This is a genomic window from Brachybacterium sp. J153 (assembly GCF_036311905.1).
In the GTDB taxonomy this organism is placed as follows: domain Bacteria; phylum Actinomycetota; class Actinomycetes; order Actinomycetales; family Dermabacteraceae; genus Brachybacterium.
Genome location: NZ_JAZDCH010000009.1, coordinates 1 through 23,261, shown reverse-complemented (window position 1 = coordinate 23,261; position 23,261 = coordinate 1). Strand labels below are relative to the sequence as shown.

The window sequence follows — 23,261 nt, the reverse complement described above, 5'->3', positions numbered from 1 at the left end:
CCGGGGCGGATCCGCGTCCGGAAGGAACCCCATGCTTCGCCGCATCACCCGCCGCACCGTCCTCTCCTCCCTCGCCGCCGCCGGCCTCCTGACCACCGCCGCGGCCTGCTCGCCCACGGGCGGCTCGGGCTCAGGCTCGGGCGGCGATGGCTCCGCGAGTGATGCCGGGGGGAGCACCGGGGGCGACCAGGGCACGCTGACCTTCCGCCTCTGGGACCAGAACGCGGTGCCCGCCTATGAGGAGTCGTTCGCGGCGTTCACCGAGGCCAGCGGCTGGAACGTGAGCATCGACGTGGTGCCGTGGGCGGACTACTGGACGCAGCTGCCCCTCGACATCGCGAGCGGCGACGCGGCCGACGTCTACTGGCTGAACTCCGCGAACTACATCCAGCTCAAGGACTCCGACGCCCTCCTCGACATCAACGAGGTCATCCCCGACGGCGCCGCCCAGTGGGAGCCGTCCGTGGTCGAGCTGTACACGCGCGACGGCGGGCTCTGGGGCGTGCCCCAGATCTGGGACTCGATCGCGCTGTTCTACAACGCGGCGCTGCTGGAGGAGGCGGGGGTGGACCCGTCGGCCCTCGCCTTCGACCCGGCCGCCGCGACCGACTCGCTGCGGGACGCGGCCCGCGCGCTGACCGTGGACGGTGCGGGCCTGCACCCGGGCGAGGACGGCTTCGACCCGGACACCCGCGCACAGTTCGGGTTCAACTCGCAGGCGGACCGGCAGGCGATCATCGGCCCGATGCTGGCCGCGAACGGCGCCGAGTGGCAGAGCGAGGACCAGTACACCTTCGCCTCCCCCGAGGGCATCGCCGCGTTCCAGTACATGGCCGACCTGATCAACGTCGAGAACGTCGCCCCGAGCGCCGCGGACACCAACGAGAACGGTGACTTCACCCGCGACCTGTTCACCCAGGGCAAGCTCGGCCTGTTCCAGTCCGGCCCGTACAACCTGCTGGCGATCTCCGAGGGCGTCGCGGACTCCTTCGAGTGGTCGCTCGCCGCGCCGGTCGCCGGTCCGGCGGGCCCGAAGTCGCTGGTCCACGGCGTGGTCGCCGCCGGAAACGCGAAGGCCGACGAGGCCCGGCAGGAGGGCATCGCCGAGCTGCTCACCTGGCTCGGGTCGAAGGAGGGGCAGCTGCCGCTCGCCGAGAAGGGCGTGTCCTTCCCCGGCCATGTCGAGGCGCAGGACGCCTTCATCGCGTTCTGGGAGGGCAAGGGCGTGGACGTGAGCGTGTTCGTCGAGGCCGCGAAGAACGCCGCGGAGGCGGACACCGGGGCGCGCGCGAACGCCGGCCTGACCGCCGCGATCCCGATCTTCCAGGAGGTCTTCATCGGCCGGCTCACCGCGGAGGAGGGCATCCCGCAGGCTCAGGAGGAGGGCAACGCGGCGATGGCCGGCTGAGCCGACGGGCGGCCGTCGGCGGCGGCGTCCCGAGTCGGCTCCTCCCCGAGCCGGCTCCATCCCGAGCCGGCTCCATCCCAAGTCGGCTCCTCCCCGAGCCGGCTCCTCCCCGAGCCGGCTCCACCCCGTGCCGACGGCGCCGCCGAACCCCGGTGCGCCGGCGCCGCCGGGCCCCGGTGCGTCGGCGCCGCCCTCCACGAATCCGCCACAGATCGTGCCCGGAACGTGCCCGCGCGAGGGGCCCGGAGCGCGCCCGCCCGTGCAAGGGTGAGCCCATGACACAGAACACATCCTCACCCGGGGGCTGGGCGCGAGGATCCCAGGGGGATCAGTCAGGGGTCGGTGCGGCCGACGGGTACGGCTGGGCCGGGGGGCCGTTGCCCGCCGACGGGTACGGCTGGGCCGGGGGACCGACGTCCGCCGGTCCCACGGCAGCGGCTCCCGGCGTCGGCCCCGAGCCGGGCCCGGCAACGGCCTCCGGCATCGTCGTCGAGCACGTCAGCCGGGCTTTCGGCAGCGTGCAGGCGGTCTCCGACCTGACCTTCACCGCGCCGCGCGGGGCGGTGACCGCGCTCGTCGGCCCCAACGGCTGCGGCAAGTCGACGCTCATGCTCATGCTCGCCTCGCTCCTCGCCCCGGACTCCGGGCGAGTGCTCGTGGACGGCGTCGACCCGGCGCACGACTCGCCCGCGGTGCGCGCCGCGGTGGGCTGGATGCCGGACCAGTTCGGGGCCTGGGACTCGCTGCGCGTCGGCGAGGTGCTCGAGGTGATGGGTCGCGCGTACTTCCTGCCGGCGGACCGCCTGCGCCGACGGGTCGACGAGCTGCTGCACCTGCTGGACCTCGACACCCTCGCGGCGCAGCCCGCCCATGTCCTCTCGCGCGGGCAGAAGCAGCGGCTCGGACTCGCCCGCGCCCTGGTGCACGAGCCGCGGGTGCTGATCCTGGACGAGCCGGCCTCGGGCCTGGACCCCGCCTCGCGCCGACGCCTGCTGCGCGTGGTCCGCTCCCTCGCCGAGTCCGGCACGACCGTGCTGGTCTCCAGCCACATCCTCTCCGAGCTCGAGGAGATGGCCGACCACGTGGTGCTGATGGACGCGGGACGCGCCGTGACCTCCTCGTCCGTGAAGGACCTGGCCCGGCTCGCCCGGCCGTGGCGCATCTCCTCGCTCGACGCCGCAGCGCTCGATGGCGCCCTGCGCCGCCTCGGCGTGCGCCACGGCGGGGTGACCCCTCCGGATCGCACACCGAGCGGCCATGCCGAGGCCCGCGTGACCCTCCCCGACGAGGCGACGGCGGCGCGCCTGCTCGCGGATCTCGTCGGCGCCGACGCCCGCGTGATCGGCTTCGCCCCGGAGACCGGCCGTCTCGAGGCGGCCTATCTCGCTTCCCATGCCGCCCGCCGCGAAGGAGCCCTGTGATGAGCCAGCCGCAGAACCCCCAGCAGCCCGCGCAGCAGCCCGCCGCGCCGCACCCGTCGGCCCAGCAGCCGTCGGCCCCGCAGCCGTCGGCCCCGCACCCGTCGGCAGCCCACCCGTCGGCTCCGCAGCCGCACGCCGCCCCGCCCCCTCCCCGCAACGCCCCGCTGAACGGGACGCTGTCCCTGCGCCTGCGCGGTCTGCGCCTGGTGACCTCGCTCGAGCTGCGCCAGCGGATCCGCTCGCGGAAGTGGTACGTCGCGCTCGGGGTGTGGACGCTGATCCTGCTCGGCCTCGGCGGGGTCGCGCTCGTGCCGACGATGCTCTCCTCGGGCTGGTCGGAGGTGCGCTGGATCGCCTCGATCACCTTCAGCCTGCAGGCCATGCTGGTGCTCGCCGCCATGCTGCTGGTGGTGCCGGCGCTGTCCGCCGGATCCCTCAACGGCGACCGCTCCGCCGGGACTCTCGCGATCCTGCAGGCGAGCCTGGTCAGCCCGCTCGAGATCGTGCTCGGCAAGCTCATCGCGGGCTGGGTCACGGGGCTCGCCTTCCTCGTGCTCGCCCTGCCGTCGGTGCTGCCGACGATGTTGCTCGGCGGGATCGCCCCCCTCTACGCGCTGCGGCTCGTGGTGGTGATCGCGCTGCTGACGCTGTGCGTCACCGCGGTGGGCCTGGGCCTCTCGGCGATCACGCAGCGCCAGCTCGGCTCGGTCGTGCTCGCCTACGTGATCGTCTTCGGGGTGACCGCGGTGCTGCCGATCGTGTGGGGCACCAGCGCGGCCGTCCTCGCGGAGGAGCGCACCGTGACCACCTGGACGTACGACTACGAGAACTGGCCGGAGGACGGCTCGAGCCCCGCCGAGATGCAGTGCATCGAGCAGGAGGAGGAGCGCACGGTGCTGCGTCTGGACCTCACGATGCCGCTCATGTGGGGCAATCCCGTGGTGCTGCTCGCCGAGGCCGCTCCCACCCTGGGCACGGACTGGTGGAACGACGAGGCCGACGGGTCGCGGGCCGACGTGCTCACGCTGACGAAACTCGGAATGCGCACCGCGGCGACGCCCCTGCATCCGAGCCACTTCGTCAGCTGCTCATCGGACACCCCCGGTTATCCGACCGACCTCGGCTCGGCGCAGAACCGGCCGCTGTGGCCGATGGGCTTCGGCCTGTGGATCCTCGCCGCGGCCGCCTCGCTCACCGTCGCGGTGCTCCGGCTGCGGGTGCCGATCCGTCGTCTCGGCGCGGGGACCCGGATCGCCTGAGCGGGTGGGCCCGCGGTCCGGCCGACGGGCCCGCGGCTGGGCCGACGGGCCCGCGGCTCAGAGCTCGCGCAGCCCGGTCGTCGACTCCGGGACCTGGTGCTCGCCGCCGTCGGCGTCCCGCCGGCGCCCGCCCGCCAACGGTTCCGCCGTGCCGTAGCCCGCGGCGGCGACCCCACCGGACCCCGACCCGTCCCCCGCCCCGAAGTCGGGCAGATGTCCCGCGCCGAGATCGGCCGCGCGCACCTCGGTGGGCCGGGCGCCGGGGGCGGAGTCGTCGACCCACAGCCGCTCCCCCGCGGCGTCCAGGTCGAAGATCTCCAGCGCGTGATCCCCGCCCTGGGCCTGCAGGCGCTTGCGCAGCGCAGCGCGGACGGCCGGATCCTGGGCGCGGTCGGTGCGGGTGCCGAGATCGGGGGCGACCAGGGCGTGCGGGGTCTCACGGCGCATGACGTCGCCGGCCGGCCCGTAGAGCACGTACCGCAGCCCCGAGCGCAGCGAGTGCGCGGCGCCGCCGCCGAGCAGCGGCACGAGCACGAGCGCCGCCATGACCAGGGCCGTCCAGATCAGCGGGGTGCCGACCCCGAGGAGTGCGACGCCCGTGCCGGCGGCGACGAGCCCGAGCAGCGCCACGAGCGCCGCGAGCACCCCCGAGAGCGTGACCGCCCGCGCCTCCCACGGGTTCACGCGGGCGCGATGGACCCACTCGCGATAGGTGCGCTCGTCGATCACCTCGGCCCGCGCCCCCTCGGCGAACCGCACCGCCACACCCGGGACGAGGCTCAGCCCGAGCACGACCAGGCCCAGCAGCGGCGTGCCTAGCGCGATGATCTCCCAGGTCAGGATGGGTTCGAGGGCGGCGAGGTCGTCGATCGAGAGACGGGTGAACATCGAGACGGCGTCGGCGATCCCGAACACCAGCCAGCCCAGCACCCCGGCGGCAGGCAGCACCCAGGTGAGCGTCGAGCGGCCGATCACGGCGAGGGACCGGGCCATGCCGCGCGGGCTGAGCCCGGCGCCCGCCTCGGGGGTGCCGGGGACGGGCGGGAGGTGGCGACGATCCTGCGCGAGGACCCGGCGAGCGGCGGTGCGGCGCGCGACGGGGTCCCGACCGATCCGCGCGGTGACCTCGATCGCCGCGTACGGCTCGACGCCGAGGAGACGCGGCGCGGAGAGCAGTCGGCGCACCAGCAGCCACGCCCCCATCACGGCGAGCAGGGCGAGGCTCAGCGCGGTCAGCTGCCCGGCGCCGACCCCCGCCCACGGCTGCGGCACGCCCACGGCCGCGAGCAGCGGCACGAGCAGCAGGGCCAGCACCGGCGGCGCCATCACGGCCGCGGTCGCGAGATCCCGCACGGCCTTCTGGAAGGACTCCTCGGAGAGGAAGCGGCGCGGCTCGAGGGCGGCGATCCGCGAGCTCGCGACCGGCAGCAGCACCGCGCTGGCCAGCGTCGCGATCGGGGGGATGAGCAGCAGCGCCGCCCACAGCCCGCTCGGGCTGAAGCCCAGCCCGAAGAGGGTCGCACGGAGATAGGCGGCGTCCCCGATCGCGAAGAGGAGCGCGAAGGCCCAGAAGGTCGGCGCCGCCCCCCACACGTACAGCAGCACGAACACCAGCCAGAGCCCCAGCAGCACCAGTCCCGGCGCCCAGGAGCGGCGCAGCAGGCGCCCGGTGAGGGCGCGGCGGGACTCGAGCAGGATCTCCGTCGGCGGGAGGAGCGTGGTGTCCTCGCGGGGCAGGCGCGGCGGCGGGGGCAGGTCCCGCAGGGGTGGCAGTGCGCGGTCCGACGGCGAGGTCATCGGGCTCTCTCAGACGGTGCGGCGGCCCAGGAAGGCGCGCCCCAGGGTCATCTCGTCGGCGTAGTCGAGGTCGCCGCCGACGGGCAGGCCGGAGGCGAGGCGGGTGACGGTCAGCTCGAGCGGGGCGAGCAGGCGGGAGAGGTAGGCGGCGGTGGCCTCCCCCTCGATGTTGGGATCGAGGGCGAGGATGACCTCCTGGGTCTCCCCGGAGCCGAGACGGCTCATCAGCTGGGTGATGCGCAGGTCGTTCGGGCCGACGCCGCCGATCGGGTCGATCGCGCCGCCGAGCACGTGGTAGCGGCCGCGGAACTCGCGGATCCGCTCGATGGCCACGATGTCCTTGGACTCCTCGACCACGCAGATCACCTCGTCGCTGCGGCGGGCGTCCGCGCAGATGCGGCAGCGCTCGTCGGCCGAGACGTTCCCGCAGATCTCGCAGAAGCGCACGGTGTCCTTGACCGTGATCAGGACCTCCGCGAGACGGCGCACGGAGGCCTCGTCGGCGTCCAGCAGATGGAATGCGATCCGCTGCGCCGACTTGGGGCCGATGCCCGGCAGCCTGCCGAGCTCGTCGATGAGGTCCTGGACGATGCCTTCGTACACGGCCTCAACTGTAGTCATCGGCACCGACGGCGGCGGCCGACGGGGACCGGGTGTGGATGTGTGGTGCGCGGCATCGGGCGCAGCGGCGGGCGAAGCGTGCCTGCGTCCTATCCCCGCGATTTAGTCCATCGCCCGGAGGAAACCGGCTACGCTGACCGCACCCCGCAGATCCACCGCCCGACGCCGCCCTCCCGGGAGCCGTCGGCCGGAGTGGCCCTGCACCCCGCGGATCGCCCGAGGAGAACCATGGTCCACCTGCCCTCCGCCCTGCTGGACGCCGTGCACGAGCGGGTCCTGACCGGGCTCGGCGACGCGCCCGCGGGCCGCGAGATCGCCGACCGCGTCGTCGCCTACCTGCGCAACACCTCCGAGACCACGGTGAGCGTCGACGAGGACGGCACCACGTTCGTGATCACCGGGGACATCCCCGCGATGTGGCTGCGGGACTCCGCCGCGCAGCTCACCCCTCTGCTGCGCCTGGTTGCGGCCGGGGTCGGCCCCGAAGAGGACCGGGCGGTGCTGGTGGATCTGCTCGCGGGCCTGCTGCGTCGGCAGTGGCAGCAGATCGTCCTGGACCCGTATGCGAACTCCTTCAACCGTCGGCCGGACGCCTCGCACTGGGACTCCGATGACACCGACCGCGAGAACCCGTGGGCGTGGGAGCGGAAGTTCGAGCTCGACTCGCTCTCCTACGGGCCGGACCTCGCGTGGCGGCTGTGGCGGGCGACGGGCGACACCAGCTGGGCCGGGGAGCAGTTCGTGGCGGCGGCGCGCACGATCCTGGAGACGGTCCGCACGGAGCAGCATCACGAGGAGCGCTCGACCTACCGCTTCCGCCGCGCCGGGGTGCCCGCCCAGGACACCCTCGCCCGGGACGGCCGCGGCTCGCTCACCGCACCGAACGGCCTGGTCTGGGCCGGGTTCCGGCCGTCCGACGACGCCTGCGAGCTGGGCTACAACATCCCCGGGAACCACTTCCTCGCCCTCGCGCTGGAGCGGCTCGGCGACCTGCTCGAGCAGGTCGCGGGCGAGGGGGACGAGGCCGCGGAGGCGCGGCGGCTGAGCGCGGAGATCCGGGAGGCGCTCGCGGCGCACGGTCAGATCGACGGGCCCGACGGGCGACGGATCTGGGCGTACGAGGTCGACGGTCGCGGGAACCACGTGTTCCTCGACGACGCGAACGTGCCGAGCCTGCTGGGCCTGCCGTACCTGGACTGCGCCGAGGCGTCGGACCCGGTGTACGTCGCCACGCGCGCCGCGGTGCTGTCCGGCGCGAACCCCTACTACTACGAGGGCGCGCAGCTGCGCGGCGTCGGCTCCCCGCACACCCCGCCGAACCACGTGTGGCCGATCGCGAAGTGCGTCGAGGGCCTGACCTCGGCGGACGATGCGGAGCGCCTCGCGATCCTGGAGACGCTCATCGCGACCGACGGCGGCACCGGGATGATGCACGAGGGCGTGCACGTGGACGATCCGACGCGGTTCACCCGCGAGTGGTTCTCCTGGTCGAACTCGATGTTCTGCGAGCTCGCGCTGGATCTGGCGGGCGTGCACCGCTGAGCGGCGGGCCGACACGAGGCGCTCGATCCCGGCGCGGGCGCGCCGCGCAGGGGCGGCGCGCTCACAGGGCCGGCCCAGGCGGTCGACGGAGGTCGCGGGGCCGTCGACCGTCGGCTGGTGCGCTCCTCAGCGCAGAGGGGTACGGTCGGTCGCGTCCGTGACTCGGAGCGCCTCAGCCCGAGCCCATCTCCCGAACAGGAACCGCCTCGATGACCCCGCTGCCGCCCCCGTACGACGCCGCCGATCCGGCCGCCGAGACCCAGGTGACGACCGCGCCGGAGGTCCCGACCGCGGTGGTGCGGCGCCGGGACTTCCCGATGTTCGAGATGCCCGACCTGATGGACGGCACCTTCTCGCACCTGGTGTCGGCGCTCGCCGAAGCGGGGATCGCCCCGATCGGCCCCGCGTTCTCGCTGCATCACCGGGCGCCCGTGCAGACCGCCGATCTCGAGGTGGGGCTGCCCGTGGACCGTCCGCTGACGGAGGGGATCACGCTGCCGAACGGCTTCGAGGTGGTCGGGTCGGTGCTGCCGGCGGGACGCATCGGCTGGATCAGCCACGTGGGCAGCTACGGCGGGCTCGCCGAGGCCTGGGGCTCCTTCACCGAGGACATCGGCGAGTCCGAGGAGCAGATGACTTACCCGTTCTGGGAGATGTACGTGACCGAGCCGACGCCGGACACCAACCCGGCGCACCTGCGCACGGACCTGTTCAGCCTGCTCGTGCCCCGCGAGGGCTGAGTTCGCGGCGGCAAGGTTCGCAGGGGCCTGCGCTCACCAGGGCTGAACCCGCCGGGGCCGAGCCCGCGGCGGCGGCTGAGTCCGCGGCCGTGGGAGAGCCCGCGGCGGCGGGGTCACATCTGCGGGGTCTCGTCGATGACCTCGAGGACCCGGCCGCCGAGCACGCTCTCGATCACCTCCCGGCCGCTGCGCGAGGTCACCTCCGCGTCCTCGTCGTCGCGCGAGGCGCCGCCGGTGGGGTCGACCTCCGGCTCGGGCTGAGCGCCGGCTCGACCGACCCGACCTCGCTGCTGGTTCGCGGTGCGCGAGGCCAATGCCGCCTCCCGCACGAGCGCGGCGCCGCTGCGAGGAACGGGGGCCCGATCCGCGGGTGCCGACGGTGCCGCCGACGCAGTCGCCGGTGCAGGCGCCGCCGCAGATGCAGCCGCCGCCTGCGGTGCGGGGTCGCCCGCAGCGGCGATCCCGGCCGTGCCCCACGAGGCGGCCGCGCGGGCTGCAGCGGAGGGCGCCTGGGCTGCAGACTGTCCGTCCACGGGCGGACCGTCCGACCCCGAATCGTCGGGGCTCTTCGGCGACTCGGGGCTCAGCGGCGACGCGGGGCTGTCCGCACCGACGGGGCTGCTCGGGCTCATCGGAGAGGGGCCGCTGGATGGGCTCGCGGGGCCGGAGTGCGCATCGACCGCAGACCACTCGTCGGGCGCGGGGCCGCCCCACGACGGCGCGCCCTGGTCGTCCGCGGCGGTAGCCGCGCCGGCGGGTCCGCCGACGGTGGCGCCTCCGGCGGTGGAGTCGCCGGAGGTGGAGCCGCCCGACGGGGGCAGCGAGCGGACCACGCGGCCCTCGGCGAGCGCGCGGCGCAGAGCCGCCTGGCCATGGGTGCGCGGTTCGCCGTCGGGGACGGAGTCGCGTCCCTCGTCCTCGACCTCGAGCACCTCGCCGGCGGGCACCGCGGAGGCGGCGTTCCCGGGACCGGACTCCTCGTCGACGCTGCCGCCATGGCGTTCGAGCAGGTCGGCCCACCGCGGTTTGACGGACGCCGAGGCATCAGCCGCCGCTGTCGCGTCCGTCGCCGGGGCCGCGGGACGGCGCTCGCTCAGCCGGGCGTCGTCGGCGTCATGGGGCGGGTAGTCGTCCTCGGGGTCCGGCGGGAAGGGGTCCTCCGGCTCCGGGGGGAAATCCTCCGAGGCTGCTGCGGGAGCGGGGCTCCTCCGGGCGTCGGGACGCGAGGGACCGGGCGCCGAGTCGCCCCAGGGAGCGCTGCCGCCCCGCGGATCCTGCGCGGCCGCGGCTTCGCTCCGGGCGCGGGGTGCCCGCCCGGGACCGTGCTCATCGCGCGGGGAGGGGGCGGGGCCGGCCGGCTGCGACGGGCCACCCCCGGCAGGACCACCGGCAGAGCCACCGCCAGCAGGTGCGCCGCCAGTCGGACCACCGGCAGAGCCACCGCCAGCGGGCGCGCCCCCGGCCGGGCCGCCGGCCGGACCGCCGCCAGCAGGGCCTCCCTCGGTCGGGCCACCGTTGCCGGGGCCCTCCCCGACCACGGCCTCCACCGCGACGTCGCCCCCGAGCACGCGCCGTGCGGCGTCGGCCAGGTTCTGCGGCGCCGTGCCGCGGTGGTACGCAGCGAGGAGCCCGTCGGTGCGGAAGCCGATCACCAGGGAACGCCCGCGGACGGCATTGAGCTGGGCGTTCTGCGCGATGAGCGCCCAGGCCGGCCGACGGATCTGCTGCAGCTCGTCGAGGATCGCGCCCCAGCGGCCGCGGACCTCCTGCTCGTCAAGGCCGTCGCCGCTCGGCGCGGCACCCTGCGGCGCGGCACCCTGCGGCGCCGCGTCCTCTGCGGCCGACTCCTGCGACGTCCCCGGCTGCGGCCCCGCGGACCGTGCGGCGCCGGACGGCACCTCGGCAGGCCGCCCCGGCGCCTCCCCCGGAGTCCCGGATCCCGCAGCGGGCGCTGCCGGGGGCGGGGTCTGCTGCTCGGGACGGGACGCGCCCACACCGGGTCGCGCGGTCGCGATATCGCCCCATCCGCTGCCGCCCTGCTCGGCGGGCCGCTGCTGCGGGGCGGCCGCCTGCTCGGTCCGCTGGGCGGGCTCCCCTGCCGGCCGACCTCCGCGGGCCTGCCGGGATGCGGTGGCGCGCTCCTGCGCGATACGCCGCGCCTCCTCCCGGCCACCGCCGGCGGGAGCTCCACCTCCGGCGTCGGCCGGAGCGGGCCCGGCGGGAGCCCCTCCGCGCGTCGGCCCACCGGCGGCTCCCGGCCCGCCCGCTGCGCCTCCGCGGGAACCGGTGCCCGCGGGAGCTCCGCCCGTCGGCGCCGCGGCGACCGCACCCGCCCGCTCGTCGCGCAGCACCAGTCGCGCGGCCAGCAGCTCGAGGTGGAGGCGCGGCGAGGTCGCGCCCGACATCGTCGAGAGGGTCTCGTGCACGAGATCGCCGCACAGCGAGAGGTCGGCCGGAGAGAAGAGGGTCGCCTGCTGGCGCATGCGCTCGAGCTCGTCGGCCGGGACCTGCGGCAGGAGATCCGCGCCGCGATCCGGGACGGCGGCGAGCACGATCAGATCGCGCATCCGCTCCAGGAGGTCCTCCACGAAGCGGCGCGGCTCGTGACCGGTCGCGAGCACCTGCTCGACCGCTCCGTAGAGCGCCGCGGCGTCCCGCTCCGCGACCGCGGTGATCGCCGTGTCCAGCAGCGCCGTGTCGGTGAAGCCGAGCAGCGCGATCGCGGTCGGGAAGTCGAGACCGTCCTCCCCCGCGCCGGCCATCAGCTGGTCCAGCACCGACATCGAGTCACGGGCCGAGCCGCCGCCCGCCCGGACCACCAGCGGCATCACTCCCTCACCGACCTGCACGGACTCCGCCTGGCAGACCTCCTCGAGGTACGGGCCGAGGATCTGCGGCGGGATCAGCCGGAACGGATAGTGGTGGGTACGGGAGCGGATGGTGCCGATGACCTTGTCCGGCTCGGTCGTCGCGAAGACGAACTTCACGTGGTCCGGCGGCTCCTCGACGAGCTTCAGCAGCGCGTTGAAGCCGGCCGAGGTCACCATGTGGGCCTCGTCGATGATGAACACCTTGAAGCGGTCGCGGACCGGGGCGAAGGAGGCGCGCTCGCGCAGCTCGCGGGCGTCGTCCACACCGCCGTGGCTCGCCGCGTCGATCTCCACCACGTCGAGGGAGCCGGAGCCGCCGCGGGCCAGGTCACGACACGAGTCGCAAGTGCCGCACGGGGTGTCCGTCGGCCCCTCGGCGCAGTTCAGGCAGCGGGCGAGGATGCGGGCGGAGGTCGTCTTGCCGCAGCCGCGCGGGCCCGAGAACAGATAGGCGTGGCCGACCCGTCCCGCGCGCAGCGCACGCCGCAGGGGCGTGGTGACGTGGTCCTGGCCGATCACCTCGGCGAAGGACTCCGGGCGGTAACGACGGTACAGAGCGGTGGCCACCCCGACAGGCTAGTCGAGGCCGCCCACAGCCACGCCCGGATGGGGACGAGCGGGCATTGGGGAGGAACGGTCCTTGTCCACACCCCCGGCGAGTCCACAGTCCCGGCGCGAACGACTCCGCTCGGGCGCTGCCCATGGAATCATCCTCGGCATGACCCCGCCCTCGCCGCGCACACCGCCGACAGGGCCCGCGTCCTCCGAGCGCAGGCCCCTGCTCGTGGTGCTCACGGGACCGATCCTGCTGATCCTGGTCCCCGCCGCGACCTTCCTGATCGCCGCATCCGCGGGGAGCGACGGCGGGCTTCCCTTCGCCGTGATCGCCGTGATGCACCTCCTCGCGCTCGCCGGGGCGGGCTGGCTCGCACTGCGCGGCCTGCGCGGCAGGGAGCCCTGGCGGGCGGGTGATGTGGTCGGACCGCTCCTGATCGCGATCGGCGTCGGCGGTTCGTTGGTCCTCGACCTCCTCCTCGCCGACGCCCAGGGGATCCGGCAGGGGGCTCTGTTCCGGGTGCGGCACGCCATGCCCCTGCCCGAGGACACGCCCTTCGTCCTCTCCGTCGCCCTCGCGGCCGCCGCGCTCATCGCCGCGGCCGTGGCGATCGTCGGCCCCGCGGTGCGCGGCCGGCTGCAGCGGAGGGACCGCGAAGGCCGCGAGTCGCCGTCCGGCCGCCCGCTCCGGGAACCACGCCCCATCCGCTATGCGACCGGCCCGAAGGACTCCGGGCTGACGCGTCTCGTCTCCCCGGTCACCCGGGTGCTGATCGTGCTCAGCGGTCTCGCCTCCCTCGTCTGCCTGCTGCTGTTCTCGCTGCGTCCGTTCGACCCGGACACGGCGGAGCTGCTGACGATCGCTGTCGTCCTCCTCCCGGTACTGCCGATGCTGTGGGCGGTCGTCGAGACGCTCTGGCGGCTCGATGCCGAGATCGGTCCGATCATGAACTCGCTGCGGCTGACGATGGCGGTGCCGGTCCTGGTGTCCGTGGTCGTCTTCGTGCCGCTGATGCTCGTGAGCCTCCTGCCCCCGATCTGGCGCGGCTTCTCGACCCACCACATCACCCTGATCGGCGACGACGGCCTGGTGGCGGCCGACGCCCCGGTGGTCGGTTTCCTGGGGCTCGGCGCGATCACCGCGTTGGGAATGGGGATGGTGGGCGGCCTGGCGGCGAGCGTCTTCGTGGTGATCCCGGCGGTCGCGATCTTCCGGCCCGACGTGATGATCGGCGAGAACGAGCTCGACACCGACCCCGAGCACCGACGGGCCAACACCACGGCGGTCCGGCTGATCGCGGCGGTGATCGTGATGATCTTCGTGCTGTCGATCTGCCTCGGCCTGTACTCCCAGGACGAGCTCCCGGAGTGGCCGGCGGTCGTATCCCTGCTGGTGCTGGTCGGTCTGCTCGTCGCGGTCTGGGCGATGCAGCGGGTGGACCACAAGGCGCGGGCGCGCTCCGGCACCTCGGCACGGGTACGCAGCCCGTTCGATCCGAAACCCGCGGAGTTCTCCGAGTCCGAAGAGGGGCCGACGGACGACGCCCCCGACGCGTCGCGCTGAGCCGCTCCCCGGGGTCCCGGCGGTGGGGAGTTCTCCCCATGTCCTCCGGCGCGGAGCCCCCCTACCCTTCTCAACCATGACGGGATTCCTGGGGGCCGACACCGAGCAGGTGCGCGAGCAGAGCGAGCTGACCACCACGAGCGCGACGACGCTCGAGGAGCTGGTCGAGGCCGCACTCGCGCTCTCCCATCAGGTCGCGTGGGTGGGGACCGACGCCGATGCCTTCCGCGCCGACTGCGACCAGGCCCGCCAGCGCCTGCGCGAGGTCCTGCGGACGCTGCGTCAGCGGGCCGACGAGCTCCTCGAGCACGCCGACGAGCAGGATGACACCTCGTCGGGCGACGGGTCCGGGATCCCCGGGCTCCCCTTCGGTCCCTTCGGCCCGATCGGCGCCCCGTTCGGTCCGTTCTCGCCCTTCGGGCCCGGCGGTCCGTTCGGGCCGGGTGGTCCGCTCGACAAGATCAACCCCTTCCGGGACGGCGGCCCGCTCGATCGGGTCCTCGGCGAGGACGCCCCGTTCCCGCCCTTCGGCCCGATCAACGCCCCGCTGGGGCCGGACAACCCCCTCAACAGGTTCGTCGAGAAGAACCTGGACCTCATCCTCGGCAACAACCCGCTCGAGCGGGCGAAGAACTGGGGCACCGAGGCCCTCTCCAAGGGGTGGGAGTGGGGGACCGAGAAGACCGGGGAGTGGCTCTCGAACTCCAAGGACTGGTTCGACGACTCCAAGTTCGCCAAGAAGGCGTTCGACCTGACCCGGAAGGGGGTCCCTGTGATCCCGGACCTCTACGAGATCGGCAAGGCGGCGAGCGAGGGCGACGCCGAGGCCGTCCTGTGGAAGACGAACCGGGCTGCTTTCGAGGCCATCCCCGGTCTGACCGTGGCGGACCTCATCGGGGGCGAGATCACGTCGCGCCTCGGGGACGAGCACACCGTCTTCGGCACCGACATCAAGTGGAACGAGGGCACGCCGCTCGACGGTGTCGAGGCGTACCTGACGGAGAGGACTCGCGAGGTCGGGATCACCGAGCCGGGCGAGCAGCTCGGCACGGACATCGCCGACGCCCACGGCGTCGAGAGCGAACTGGGCCGGAACCTGCTGAAGACCGGCTTCGGGGTCGGGGTGAGTCAGACGATCGGCGGACCCGCCGCCCTGCTCTTCGATCAGGTCACCCCGGGCAACTCGCGGGGCGCCGCCTACAAGTTCCTCCAGGACAACCTCACCTGATCCCGGCCGATCGGGACGGGCCCGCACGATCGCACTTCGCCCACCCGATCCCACGCGCCCGCACGATCGCACCGCGCCCGCCTGATCGCACTTCGCCCACCCGATCCCACCGCGCCCGCCCGGACCGGACCCCGGTCCCTTCGCAAGAATCCCGGTACATCATGTACATGATGTACGGTCATTCTCATGAACACACCGGTCCTCCTGACAGCCGCTCGGGCAGCGGTGAGCAACGCGGTGGTGTCGACCGCAGAGTTCCGTGCGCGACTGAGCGAATTCCTCGAGCGCGCCAACCACCAGCCGGTGAAAATCGTGAGCCGCGGCGCCCGACCGCGCGGCGTGCTCGTCTCCGCGGACTTCTTCGAGCGGGCCTGCGAAGCACTCGGCGACGAGCCGTACACCCGGCCCCCGAAGTCCCGGGATGAGCAGCTCCTGGAGGACGCCCTCGACATCCTCGAGGGACTCTGACGCGCAACGCCTCTCCGAGGTCAGCGACACATCCGCACGGACCCGATCCGCCACATGCGCCTGCGTGGACACGATGAGCCACGCGCACCTGCGCGGACACCCCGTCGACGCACGCACCAGCGCCACTCTGCGACCGCACCCCCAAAGCATCGCTAATGTGATCCCCTAGCAATCATGTTGAAAGCGAGCGCACCGCTGGGTAGCGTTCTCGGCCGTGAGCACACCCACCACCTCCTCCCCCACGGCGACCCCGTCGGCCCGGCGCAACCCGCTGGCCGCGATCGCCCGCATCCCCTTCGGCTGGCAGGTCCTCGCGGGCCTCGTCCTCGGCGTGATCCTCGGTCTGACGGCCGCTGCGATCGGTCCCGTCGCCCCCACCGACTCGAACCCCGACGGTGCGAACTGGCTCGCCGTCACCCTGGACACCATCGGCACGATCTTCGTGACGCTGCTGAAGGCCCTGGTCCCGCCGCTAATCTTCCTCGCGATCGTCACCTCGATCGCCAATCTGCGCAATGTCACCAACGCCGCGCGCCTGGCCTGGAAGACCCTGCTCTGGTTCGCGATCACCTCGCTGATCGCCGTCTCCATCGGCATCGCCCTCGGCGCGATCACCTCCCCGGGCGCGAACTCCGGCGTGTCCGCCGACGCAGCCGAGGCCTCCTCCACCCAGGGCGGCTGGCTCGACTTCCTCACCGGCCTGGTCCCCTCGAACTTCCTGGGCATCGCCGGCTCCACCCGTGACGACGGCTCCGTCTCCCTGAGCTTCAACGCCCTGCAGATCCTGGTCATCTCGATCGCAGTGGGCATCGCCGTGCTCAAGGTGGGCGAGAAGGCCGAGCCCTTCCTCAAGGTCACCGGCTCCGCCCTCGAGATCGTGCAGAAGCTGCTGTGGTGGGTCATCCGCCTCGCCCCGATCGGCACCATCGGCCTGCTCGGCAACGCCGTCGCCTCCTACGGCTGGGACGCGATCGGCCAGCTCGGCCTGTTCACCCTCGACGTCTATGTGGGCATGCTCCTCGTGCTGCTGGTCGTCTACCCGGTGCTGCTGAAGGTCAACGGCCTCTCCATCGCCTCCTTCTTCCGCGGCGTGTGGCCGGCGACCTCCCTCGGCTTCGTCTCCCGCAGCTCGCTGGGCACCATGCCGATGACCCAGACCGTCACCGAGCGCATGGGCGTCCCCCGCCACTACGCCTCCTTCGCCGTGCCGCTCGGCGCCACCACGAAGATGGACGGCTGCGCCGCGATCTACCCCGCGCTCGCCGCGATCTTCGTCGCGAACTTCTACGGCGTACCGCTCGGCATCACCGACTACCTGCTCATCGTGCTCGTCTCCGTGCTGGGCTCGGCCGCGACCGCGGGCATGACCGGCGCGACCGTGATGCTCACCCTGACGCTGTCCACGCTGGGCCTCCCCCTCGAGGGCGTCGGGCTGCTGCTCGCGATCGACCCGATCCTCGACATGGGCCGCACCGCCCTGAACGTCACCGGGCAGTCCCTCGTCGCCGTGATCGTCGCCAAGCGCGAGAAGATCCTCGACCAGCGCGCCTACGACGCCACCCGTCGCACCTCCTTCCAGGCCATCCAGGCAGAGGAAGCCGGGGAGGTGGAGCAGGCCAGGGCCGACGCGGGCGAGTCCCCTGACACCTCCGACACCGCGGTCCACGACGCGCACACCGCTCCCGGCGAGCGCCGCTCCGCCTCCGCGGGCGTCTGATCCGGGCGGGGGTGAGTCCGGGCACCGCGCCCTGGCCCACCCCCGCCTGAGCTGAATACACTCGGCGCGTCCCCATCCAGCCCGCCCCCGCGGGCTCCAGGGTGCATCTACCTCGGGTCCGTCATGCGGACCGTCCAAGGCGGCACCACCGTCGAGGAGGTCCCCGACCCATGACCCTGCCGCCCACCGCCGCACACCCCGAGGCCACCGCGCCGCCGACGCGCCCCACCACCCTGCGCGCCGCCGCGGGCTCCTCGTACTTCCCGGTCGCCTTCCTCGCCCGCTTCCCCTTCGCGATGATGGTCGTCGGCACCCTGACGCTGGTCGTCGCCGCCCGCGACTCGATTGCACTGGGCGGGCTCAACTCGGCGGTCGTCGGTCTGGGTGCCGCTCTCGTCGGCCCCCTGCTGGGCGCCGCCGCCGACCGCTACGGGCAGCGCCCCGTCCTGCTGATCTCCGGGATCGTCAACGCGCTCGCACTGCTGGCCCTCGCCTGGATCGCCTTCAGCCCGCTCCCCGATGCGGCCGTGCTCGCGGCAGGCTTCGCGATCGGCGCCTCGGCCCCGCAGATCGGCCCGTTCTCCCGCAGCCGGCTGGTCGCGCTGATCCTCACCCGTCTGCCCGCGGAGCGCCGCGCCCGGGCGATGAACGGGACCATGGGCTACGAGTCCGCGGTCGACGAGACCGCTTTCGTCTTCGGCCCCGTGGTGGTGGGCCTCCTGGCCACGACGCTCTCCCCCGCGGCTCCGATGATCGGTGCCGCCGTGCTGATCCTGGTGTTCGTCACCGCCTTCGCGTTGCACCCGACCGCCCGCACGCAGCCCGCCGACGACACCCAGGCCCCCGTCGGCCGTGCGTCCGTCGACCAGGCTCCCGCGCGGGAGCTGTTCACGCCCGCGATCCTCGTGGTCGTGGCGGGCGCGCTCGGGGTCGGACTGTTCTTCGGCACGGTCCTGACCTCGCTGACCGCCTTCCTCGGCGACCTCGGGCGCGGCGAGTCCGCGGGCCTGCTCTACGGGGTGATGGGCGTCGGCTCCACGGTGCTCGCGCTCTCCGTGGGGCTCTGGCCGGAGCGGTTCCGGCTGCCCGCGCGGTGGCTGGTGTCCTCCGCGCTGATGCTCGGGGCGATGCTCCTGTTCGCCTCGGCCGACGGGACGACCGGCGTGGTCGCGGCGATGGCGCTCGCGGGCATCGGCATCGGGCCGACGGTCGTGACCCTCTACAGCCTCGCCGCCCAGCACAGCCCCCACGGCCGCTCGGCGACGGTGATGACGATGCTGGGCTCCGCCACGATCGTGGGCCAGTCGGGAGCCTCCGCCCTCACCGGGGCGGTCGCCGAGTCCGCCGGGTCCCCGTCCGCGATGCTGCTGCCCGCCGCGGCGGCGGCGCTGGTCCTGCTCGCGGGAGTGGTCAACGCCCTGCTGAGCGGCGGCACCGGAGCTCCTCAGCACCGCGGCAGATGACTCAGCGCCGCAGCAGATGATTCAGCGTCGCAGCAGATGACTCAGCGCCGCAGCAGGTGACGCAGGGCGTCCTCGAGCCGCGCGTGAGCGGGCACGAAACCGCTCTGCTCGAGCCGCGCCGAGGAGACCTGCTGGTCCACCTGGATCAGCTCGTCGGCCGCGGCGCCGCCGAGCGCGAGCCGTGGCCCGAACGACGGCACCGGCACCAGCGCAGGGCGATGCAGCACCTCCCCCAGCGTGCGCGCGAACTCGCGCGCGGTGACCGGCTGCGGGGCGACGCCGTTGACCGGCCCGGCGACATCGGCCGACAGGGCGGCGTGGGCGAAGACCCGCACGATGTCGTCGAGCGAGATCCAGGAGGTCATGGCCCTGCCGGCGGTGAGGCGCCCGCCCACCCCGGCGAGGAACAGCGGCAGCTGGGGCAGCAGTGAGCCGCCCCCGTCGCTCAGCGCGAGGCCGGTGCGCACGTGGGCGACGCGCACACCCGCGTCGTCCGCGGCGCGAGTCGACCCCTCCCAGTCCCGCACCAGATCGGCGAGGAAGCCCTCCCCGCCGGGATCGGACTCGGTGAGCACCTCCCCCGGACGGCGCGGCCCGTAGAGGCCGATCGCCGAGGCCTGCACCAGGGCCGTCGGGCCGCCCCGCATCCCGGCGAGGGTGCGGGCGATCAGCGCCGTGCCGTCTAGGCGGGAGTCGCGGATCTCGCGCCGGGCGTCGGGCGTCCAGCGGGTCGCGATCGAGCGGCCCGCGAGGTTGATGACCACGTCGACGCCCTCGAGGTCGGCCGCATCGAGCTCCCCGGCGCGGGGGTCCCAGGAGATCTCCCCCGGGCCGACTTCGCTCCGTCGGACCATGCGATGCACGGTGTGCCCGCCGGTCTCTAGCAGGGCCGCGAGCTGGGTGCCGATCAGGCCCGAGGAGCCCGTGATCGCGATCGTGCGACGGGGCACGCCGCGGAAGCGGGCGTGGAAGGCGAGATCGTCGCGCAGCTGGCGGGCGCGGAAGGCGAGCAGTCGACGGATCTGCGACTCGGCGACCGGGGCGAGGCGCTCGAGGTGCCGGGGAAGCTCGACCTCGATGCTGTCGCGGATCACGGTGCTGGCCTCGCCTGCGGTGGCGGTCTCGCCCGCGGTGCTGGTGTCGCCCGTGGTGCCGTCGGCCTCGAGGCGATGCTCGTGCCGCCAGGTACGCCAGGGGCCGCTCACCTGCTGGTCCACGAAGTGACCCACGGGATCGCTCTCCACGTGGCGCAGCACCCACCGCGGACGCAGAGGGGCCGGCAGCGGCGCGGGGCCCAGACGGGCGCCGACCAGCCGCCCGGCCCGCATGCCGCCGACCGACGGATCCTCGACGGAGGCGATTCCGGGCGGAGTGAGCCGGACCAGCGCGCCGGGCCTGTCGTACCAGGCCAGGACGTCGGACTTCGCTTGCGCGACCCGGTGGACGGTCTCGATCCTCACTGCGGCTCCCTACCTCGGGGACGTGGTCCGGTGCCCGGTGGGCACGGCGCGCGGTCCCGCGGATGCGGCCGCGACCTCATGGACGTGGACCGGCCACGTTACGCATCCCGGGGGCGCGGCGGAAGGGCCGGGCCGGGGCGGGCCGCGCCACCGGCGACGGGAGAGCCCGGAGGGACCAGGCCGCGCGGAGCGCCCGGGGCGAGCGAGGCGCCGACGCGCAGGACCAGCCAGGCCACGCCGATCCACAGCGCCCAGGACGTCAGGTCCAGCAGCCAGGCGGTGCCGGGGTCGAGCGGCCCGAGCACGTTCTGCTCGATGGCGACGCGGACGCTGTTCAGCAGGCCATGGCCGAAGACGGCCGCCCAGGCCGTACCGGAGATCTCGCGCAGCGCGCCGAGCAGCGGCGCGACGGCGAGGATCGTGCCGAGATAGCCAACGGCCTCCCGCGGCGCAAGACCCAGGGCGAGCACGATCGGCAGATGCCAGAGCGCCCACATCGCCCCGATGAGCAGGGACGACCCCCAGAAGCCGAGGGGTGCGAGCTGCGTGTGCAGCCAGCCGCGCCAGCCCGCCTCCTCGCCGATCGCGAAGATCGCCTGCATCACCAACACCATCGGCACGGCGAGCAGCAGGGCGGAGAGCGAGGTGGCGTCGGCCGCGAGCGGCACCCCGGCGACGACCCCGATCAGCACCCGGGCGAAGGGCACGAGCGCGAAGGCCGCGGCGCCTCCGAGCACGGCGACCAGCAGCAGCGGCCAGGACGGCACCGACAGCGCCAGCGAGCGCCACCAGGGCTCGCCGCGGCGTCGCACGATCAGCGCCGCGACCAGGGGGGACAGCTGAGCGAGGGGCACGACGAGGCCCAGCAGGGCGGCCGGCAGGACGCCGAGGGCGATGGGGAGCGACAGACCCGTGGTCACGGCGAGCGAGATCGCGAAGAAGAGGCCGACGCGGCGCAGGTCCGGTGGGGCGCCGGGCGGGACGGGTCGGACGGCCCGTCGGCCGACGGCTGTCGAGGGAGTCGAGGAGGACGGGGAGGCGGCGGGAAGCGAGGCCAACGGGAGCTCCTGGGGGCGGGCGCCTCGCCTGCTGCGCTGCGCGTCGCTGCCCACGCTAGGAACGACCCTGCCGGCCCGAGAACGGGGGTGTCCGCCTCCGCGGAGTGGGGAAAACCCCCGGGCACTGAACGACCCCTCGTGCACCTGCCAGAGCCCACCTGCCCTTGCTGCCGTCAGGCCCTGGGGGAGTTCAGCGAGATGACACCGCACGAGGGGTCGCGCTCGATTCTACAGATGCCTCCCGAGCACGTCATGTCGGAGCGGCCGGATGTCACCCGGTTCACCGATTCCGAGCGTTGTCCGCGCATTGCAGTCGGATAACGGACAGGGGTTGACGTGCCCGGCGTCGCCCGACGCGCTACTGTTCCCCCACGGCGATGTCGGTGATCGGGCTCACAGGCGTGCCCGAGAACCGTCCACCTTCCCCCTTCCCCGTCCCCCTGGAGACCCCATGTTCTTCGACACCTTGATCACCGGGGCCAACAACCTCGTGTGGTCGCTCCCCCTGGTGGGCCTGCTGCTGCTGACCGGCCTCTTCTTCACCCTGCGCACGATGTTCCTACAGGTGCGCTGCATCCCCGACATGCTCTCCCAGTTGAAGAGGGGCGAGGCCTCCCCCGACGGCACCTCGTCCTTCCAATCGCTGATGATGTCCCTCGCCGGCCGTGTCGGCATGGGCAACATCGGCGGTGTCGCCACCGCGATCGCCATCGGCGGCCCCGGCGCGGTGTTCTGGATGTGGCTGATTGCCTTCCTCGGCGCCGCGACCTCGTTCATCGAGTGCACCCTCGGCCAGATCTACAAGGAGAAGGACAAGGACACCGGCGAGTACCGCGGCGGACCCGCGTACTACATCGAGAAGGCCTACAGCCACACCAAGGCGGCCCCTGCGTTCCTCGTCTACGCGATCGTGTTCTCGATCGTCACCGTCATCGCCATGTGCTTCTTCCTGCCGGGCGTGCAGGGCAACGGCATGGCCTCCGCGGCCTACGAGGCCTGGGGCCTGCCCCACTGGGTGACCGCCGTCGGCGTCGTCATCCTGCTGGCCTTCATCATCATCGGCGGCGTCAAGCGCATCGCCCACTTCGCGGTGCTCGTCGTGCCGGCGATGGCGATCCTCTACATCCTCGCCGCAGCGATCGTGTTCTTCGTGAACTTCGACCAGATCCCCCACGTCTTCGGGCTGATCTTCTCGAGCGCCTTCGGCGCCAACGCCATGTTCGGCGCGATCGTCGGCAAGGCCATCGAGATGGGCGTCAAGCGCGGCCTCTACTCGAACGAGGCGGGCCAGGGTACCGGTCCTCACGCGGCCGCCGCCGCCGAGGTCTCGCACCCCGCCAAGCAGGGCTTCGCGCAGTCCTTCGCCGTCTACATCGACACCCTGTTCGTGTGCACCGCGACCGCGTTCCTGATCATCTCCACCGACATGTACCAGGTGTTCCAGGGCCCCGATGAGGTGCTCATCTACGAGGGCTCGGTCCCCGAGGGCACCGACTACGGTCCCGAGTTCGCCCAGAACGGTTTCGAGACCGTCTTCCAGGGACTCGGCCCGACCTTCGTGGCGATCGCGCTGTTCTTCTTCGCGTTCACCACCATCGTGGCCTACTACTACATGGCCGAGGTCAACCTGACCTACCTCAACCGCTGGATCCCCAACCGCACCGCACGTCGCGCCCTGGTGCGCTTCCTGCAGGCGCTGATCCTCGTGGCCGTCGTCTACGGCTCGGTGACCACCACCGGCAACGCCTGGGCGCTGGGCGACATCGGCGTCGGCGCGATGGCGTGGCTGAACGTGGTCGCGATCCTCATCCTGCAGGGCCCGGCTCTCAAGGCCCTGAAGGACTACCAGCAGCAGAAGAAGGCCGGAAAGGACCCGCAGTTCGACCCGCGCCCGCTCGGTATCCGGAACGCCGAGTTCTGGGAGCTGCGGGCCGACGGGCTCGTCCGCCAGGGCGAGACCGGGGGCGAGCTCGAGAAGAAGGCCGCCGACCGCTGAGTCGGCTCCCGAGCGATCCCTGCACAGCGGAGCGGGGGGGGGGGGGGGGGGGGGGGGGGGGGGGTGTTGGGGGGGGGGGGGCGTGTGAGGGGGG

The 23,261-nt window shown here is 73.4% G+C and carries 16 protein-coding genes and 1 other RNA gene; 11 read left to right on the top strand and 6 right to left on the bottom strand.

Features of this window, described 5'->3' with window-relative positions; translation table 11 throughout:
* Positions 1-31: 31 nt before the first annotated feature.
* The 3 genes from V1258_RS05145 (at position 32) to V1258_RS05135 (ending at position 4,088) form a co-directional block, all read left to right on the top strand.
* A complete protein-coding gene (locus V1258_RS05145) occupies positions 32-1,408 on the top strand; it encodes an ABC transporter substrate-binding protein (protein ID WP_329748659.1) in 1,377 nt (458 codons plus the stop codon).
* Between the two features lie 275 nt (positions 1,409-1,683).
* Entirely contained in the window at positions 1,684-2,829 is a 1,146-nt protein-coding gene (locus V1258_RS05140) for an ABC transporter ATP-binding protein (RefSeq protein WP_329748658.1), read from the top strand.
* Positions 2,829-4,088 (top strand): ABC transporter permease, encoded by a 1,260-nt coding sequence (locus tag V1258_RS05135; protein WP_329748657.1) that lies wholly within the window; start codon positions 2,829-2,831, stop codon positions 4,086-4,088. Before V1258_RS05140 ends, V1258_RS05135 begins: the two co-directional genes overlap by 1 nt.
* Before the next feature lie 57 nt (positions 4,089-4,145).
* On the opposite strand, the gene V1258_RS05130 is transcribed toward V1258_RS05135, so the two are convergent.
* Both V1258_RS05130 and recR read right to left on the bottom strand, forming a co-directional pair.
* Positions 4,146-5,885: a hypothetical protein gene (locus V1258_RS05130; RefSeq protein WP_329748656.1), complete on the bottom strand. Its 1,740-nt coding sequence runs from the start codon at positions 5,883-5,885 to the stop codon at positions 4,146-4,148.
* A gap of 9 nt (positions 5,886-5,894) precedes the next feature.
* Positions 5,895-6,488, bottom strand: a complete 594-nt coding sequence (gene recR / locus V1258_RS05125; protein ID WP_329746247.1) for a recombination mediator RecR — start codon at positions 6,486-6,488, stop codon at positions 5,895-5,897.
* 246 nt (positions 6,489-6,734) lie between these two features.
* Between recR and V1258_RS05120 the strand changes: the two genes are divergently transcribed.
* Together V1258_RS05120 and V1258_RS05115 are read left to right on the top strand one after the other, a co-directional pair.
* The gene (locus V1258_RS05120; RefSeq protein ID WP_329748655.1) at positions 6,735-8,048 is read left to right on the top strand and encodes a glycoside hydrolase family 125 protein; all 1,314 of its coding nucleotides are present in this window, start codon (positions 6,735-6,737) and stop codon (positions 8,046-8,048) included.
* A 209-nt stretch (positions 8,049-8,257) separates the two neighbouring features.
* Positions 8,258-8,788, top strand: a complete 531-nt coding sequence (locus tag V1258_RS05115; protein ID WP_329746245.1) for a transcriptional regulator — start codon at positions 8,258-8,260, stop codon at positions 8,786-8,788.
* A gap of 113 nt (positions 8,789-8,901) precedes the next feature.
* Here the strand turns inward: V1258_RS05115 and V1258_RS05110 are convergent, their stop codons facing one another.
* Positions 8,902-12,225: a DNA polymerase III subunit gamma and tau gene (locus V1258_RS05110; protein ID WP_329748654.1), complete on the bottom strand. Its 3,324-nt coding sequence runs from the start codon at positions 12,223-12,225 to the stop codon at positions 8,902-8,904.
* Between the two features lie 151 nt (positions 12,226-12,376).
* On the opposite strand from V1258_RS05110, the gene V1258_RS05105 reads away from it, so the two are divergent.
* The 5 genes from V1258_RS05105 to V1258_RS05085 all read left to right on the top strand — a co-directional run bounded on the left by V1258_RS05105 (position 12,377) and on the right by V1258_RS05085 (position 18,653).
* Positions 12,377-13,777, top strand: coding sequence for a hypothetical protein (locus V1258_RS05105; protein ID WP_329748653.1), 1,401 nt, complete (start codon positions 12,377-12,379; stop codon positions 13,775-13,777).
* 76 nt (positions 13,778-13,853) lie between these two features.
* The gene (locus tag V1258_RS05100) at positions 13,854-15,005 is read left to right on the top strand and encodes a WXG100 family type VII secretion target (protein WP_329748652.1); all 1,152 of its coding nucleotides are present in this window, start codon (positions 13,854-13,856) and stop codon (positions 15,003-15,005) included.
* 186 nt (positions 15,006-15,191) lie between these two features.
* Positions 15,192-15,473, top strand: coding sequence for a type II toxin-antitoxin system prevent-host-death family antitoxin (locus V1258_RS05095; protein ID WP_329748651.1), 282 nt, complete (start codon positions 15,192-15,194; stop codon positions 15,471-15,473).
* 214 nt (positions 15,474-15,687) lie between these two features.
* On the top strand, positions 15,688-17,190 hold the full coding sequence (locus tag V1258_RS05090; RefSeq protein ID WP_329748650.1) for a dicarboxylate/amino acid:cation symporter: 1,503 nt from the start codon (positions 15,688-15,690) through the stop codon (positions 17,188-17,190).
* A 170-nt stretch (positions 17,191-17,360) separates the two neighbouring features.
* Complete coding sequence (locus V1258_RS05085; protein WP_329748649.1) at positions 17,361-18,653, top strand: MFS transporter; 1,293 nt, start codon at positions 17,361-17,363, stop codon at positions 18,651-18,653.
* A 41-nt stretch (positions 18,654-18,694) separates the two neighbouring features.
* Here V1258_RS05085 and V1258_RS05080 read toward each other — a convergent pair whose 3' ends face one another.
* From V1258_RS05080 to ffs, 3 genes are all read right to left on the bottom strand, one after another.
* Complete coding sequence (locus tag V1258_RS05080) at positions 18,695-20,113, bottom strand: TIGR01777 family oxidoreductase (RefSeq protein WP_329748648.1); 1,419 nt, start codon at positions 20,111-20,113, stop codon at positions 18,695-18,697.
* A gap of 98 nt (positions 20,114-20,211) precedes the next feature.
* Positions 20,212-21,171, bottom strand: coding sequence for a CPBP family intramembrane glutamic endopeptidase (locus V1258_RS05075; protein WP_329748647.1), 960 nt, complete (start codon positions 21,169-21,171; stop codon positions 20,212-20,214).
* A gap of 124 nt (positions 21,172-21,295) precedes the next feature.
* Positions 21,296-21,392: signal recognition particle sRNA small type (ffs, locus tag V1258_RS05070), an RNA gene on the bottom strand.
* Positions 21,393-21,622: 230 nt separating this feature from the next.
* Between ffs and V1258_RS05065 the strand changes: the two genes are divergently transcribed.
* On the top strand, positions 21,623-23,167 hold the full coding sequence (locus V1258_RS05065; RefSeq protein WP_329748646.1) for an alanine/glycine:cation symporter family protein: 1,545 nt from the start codon (positions 21,623-21,625) through the stop codon (positions 23,165-23,167).
* Positions 23,168-23,261: the final 94 nt, after the last annotated feature.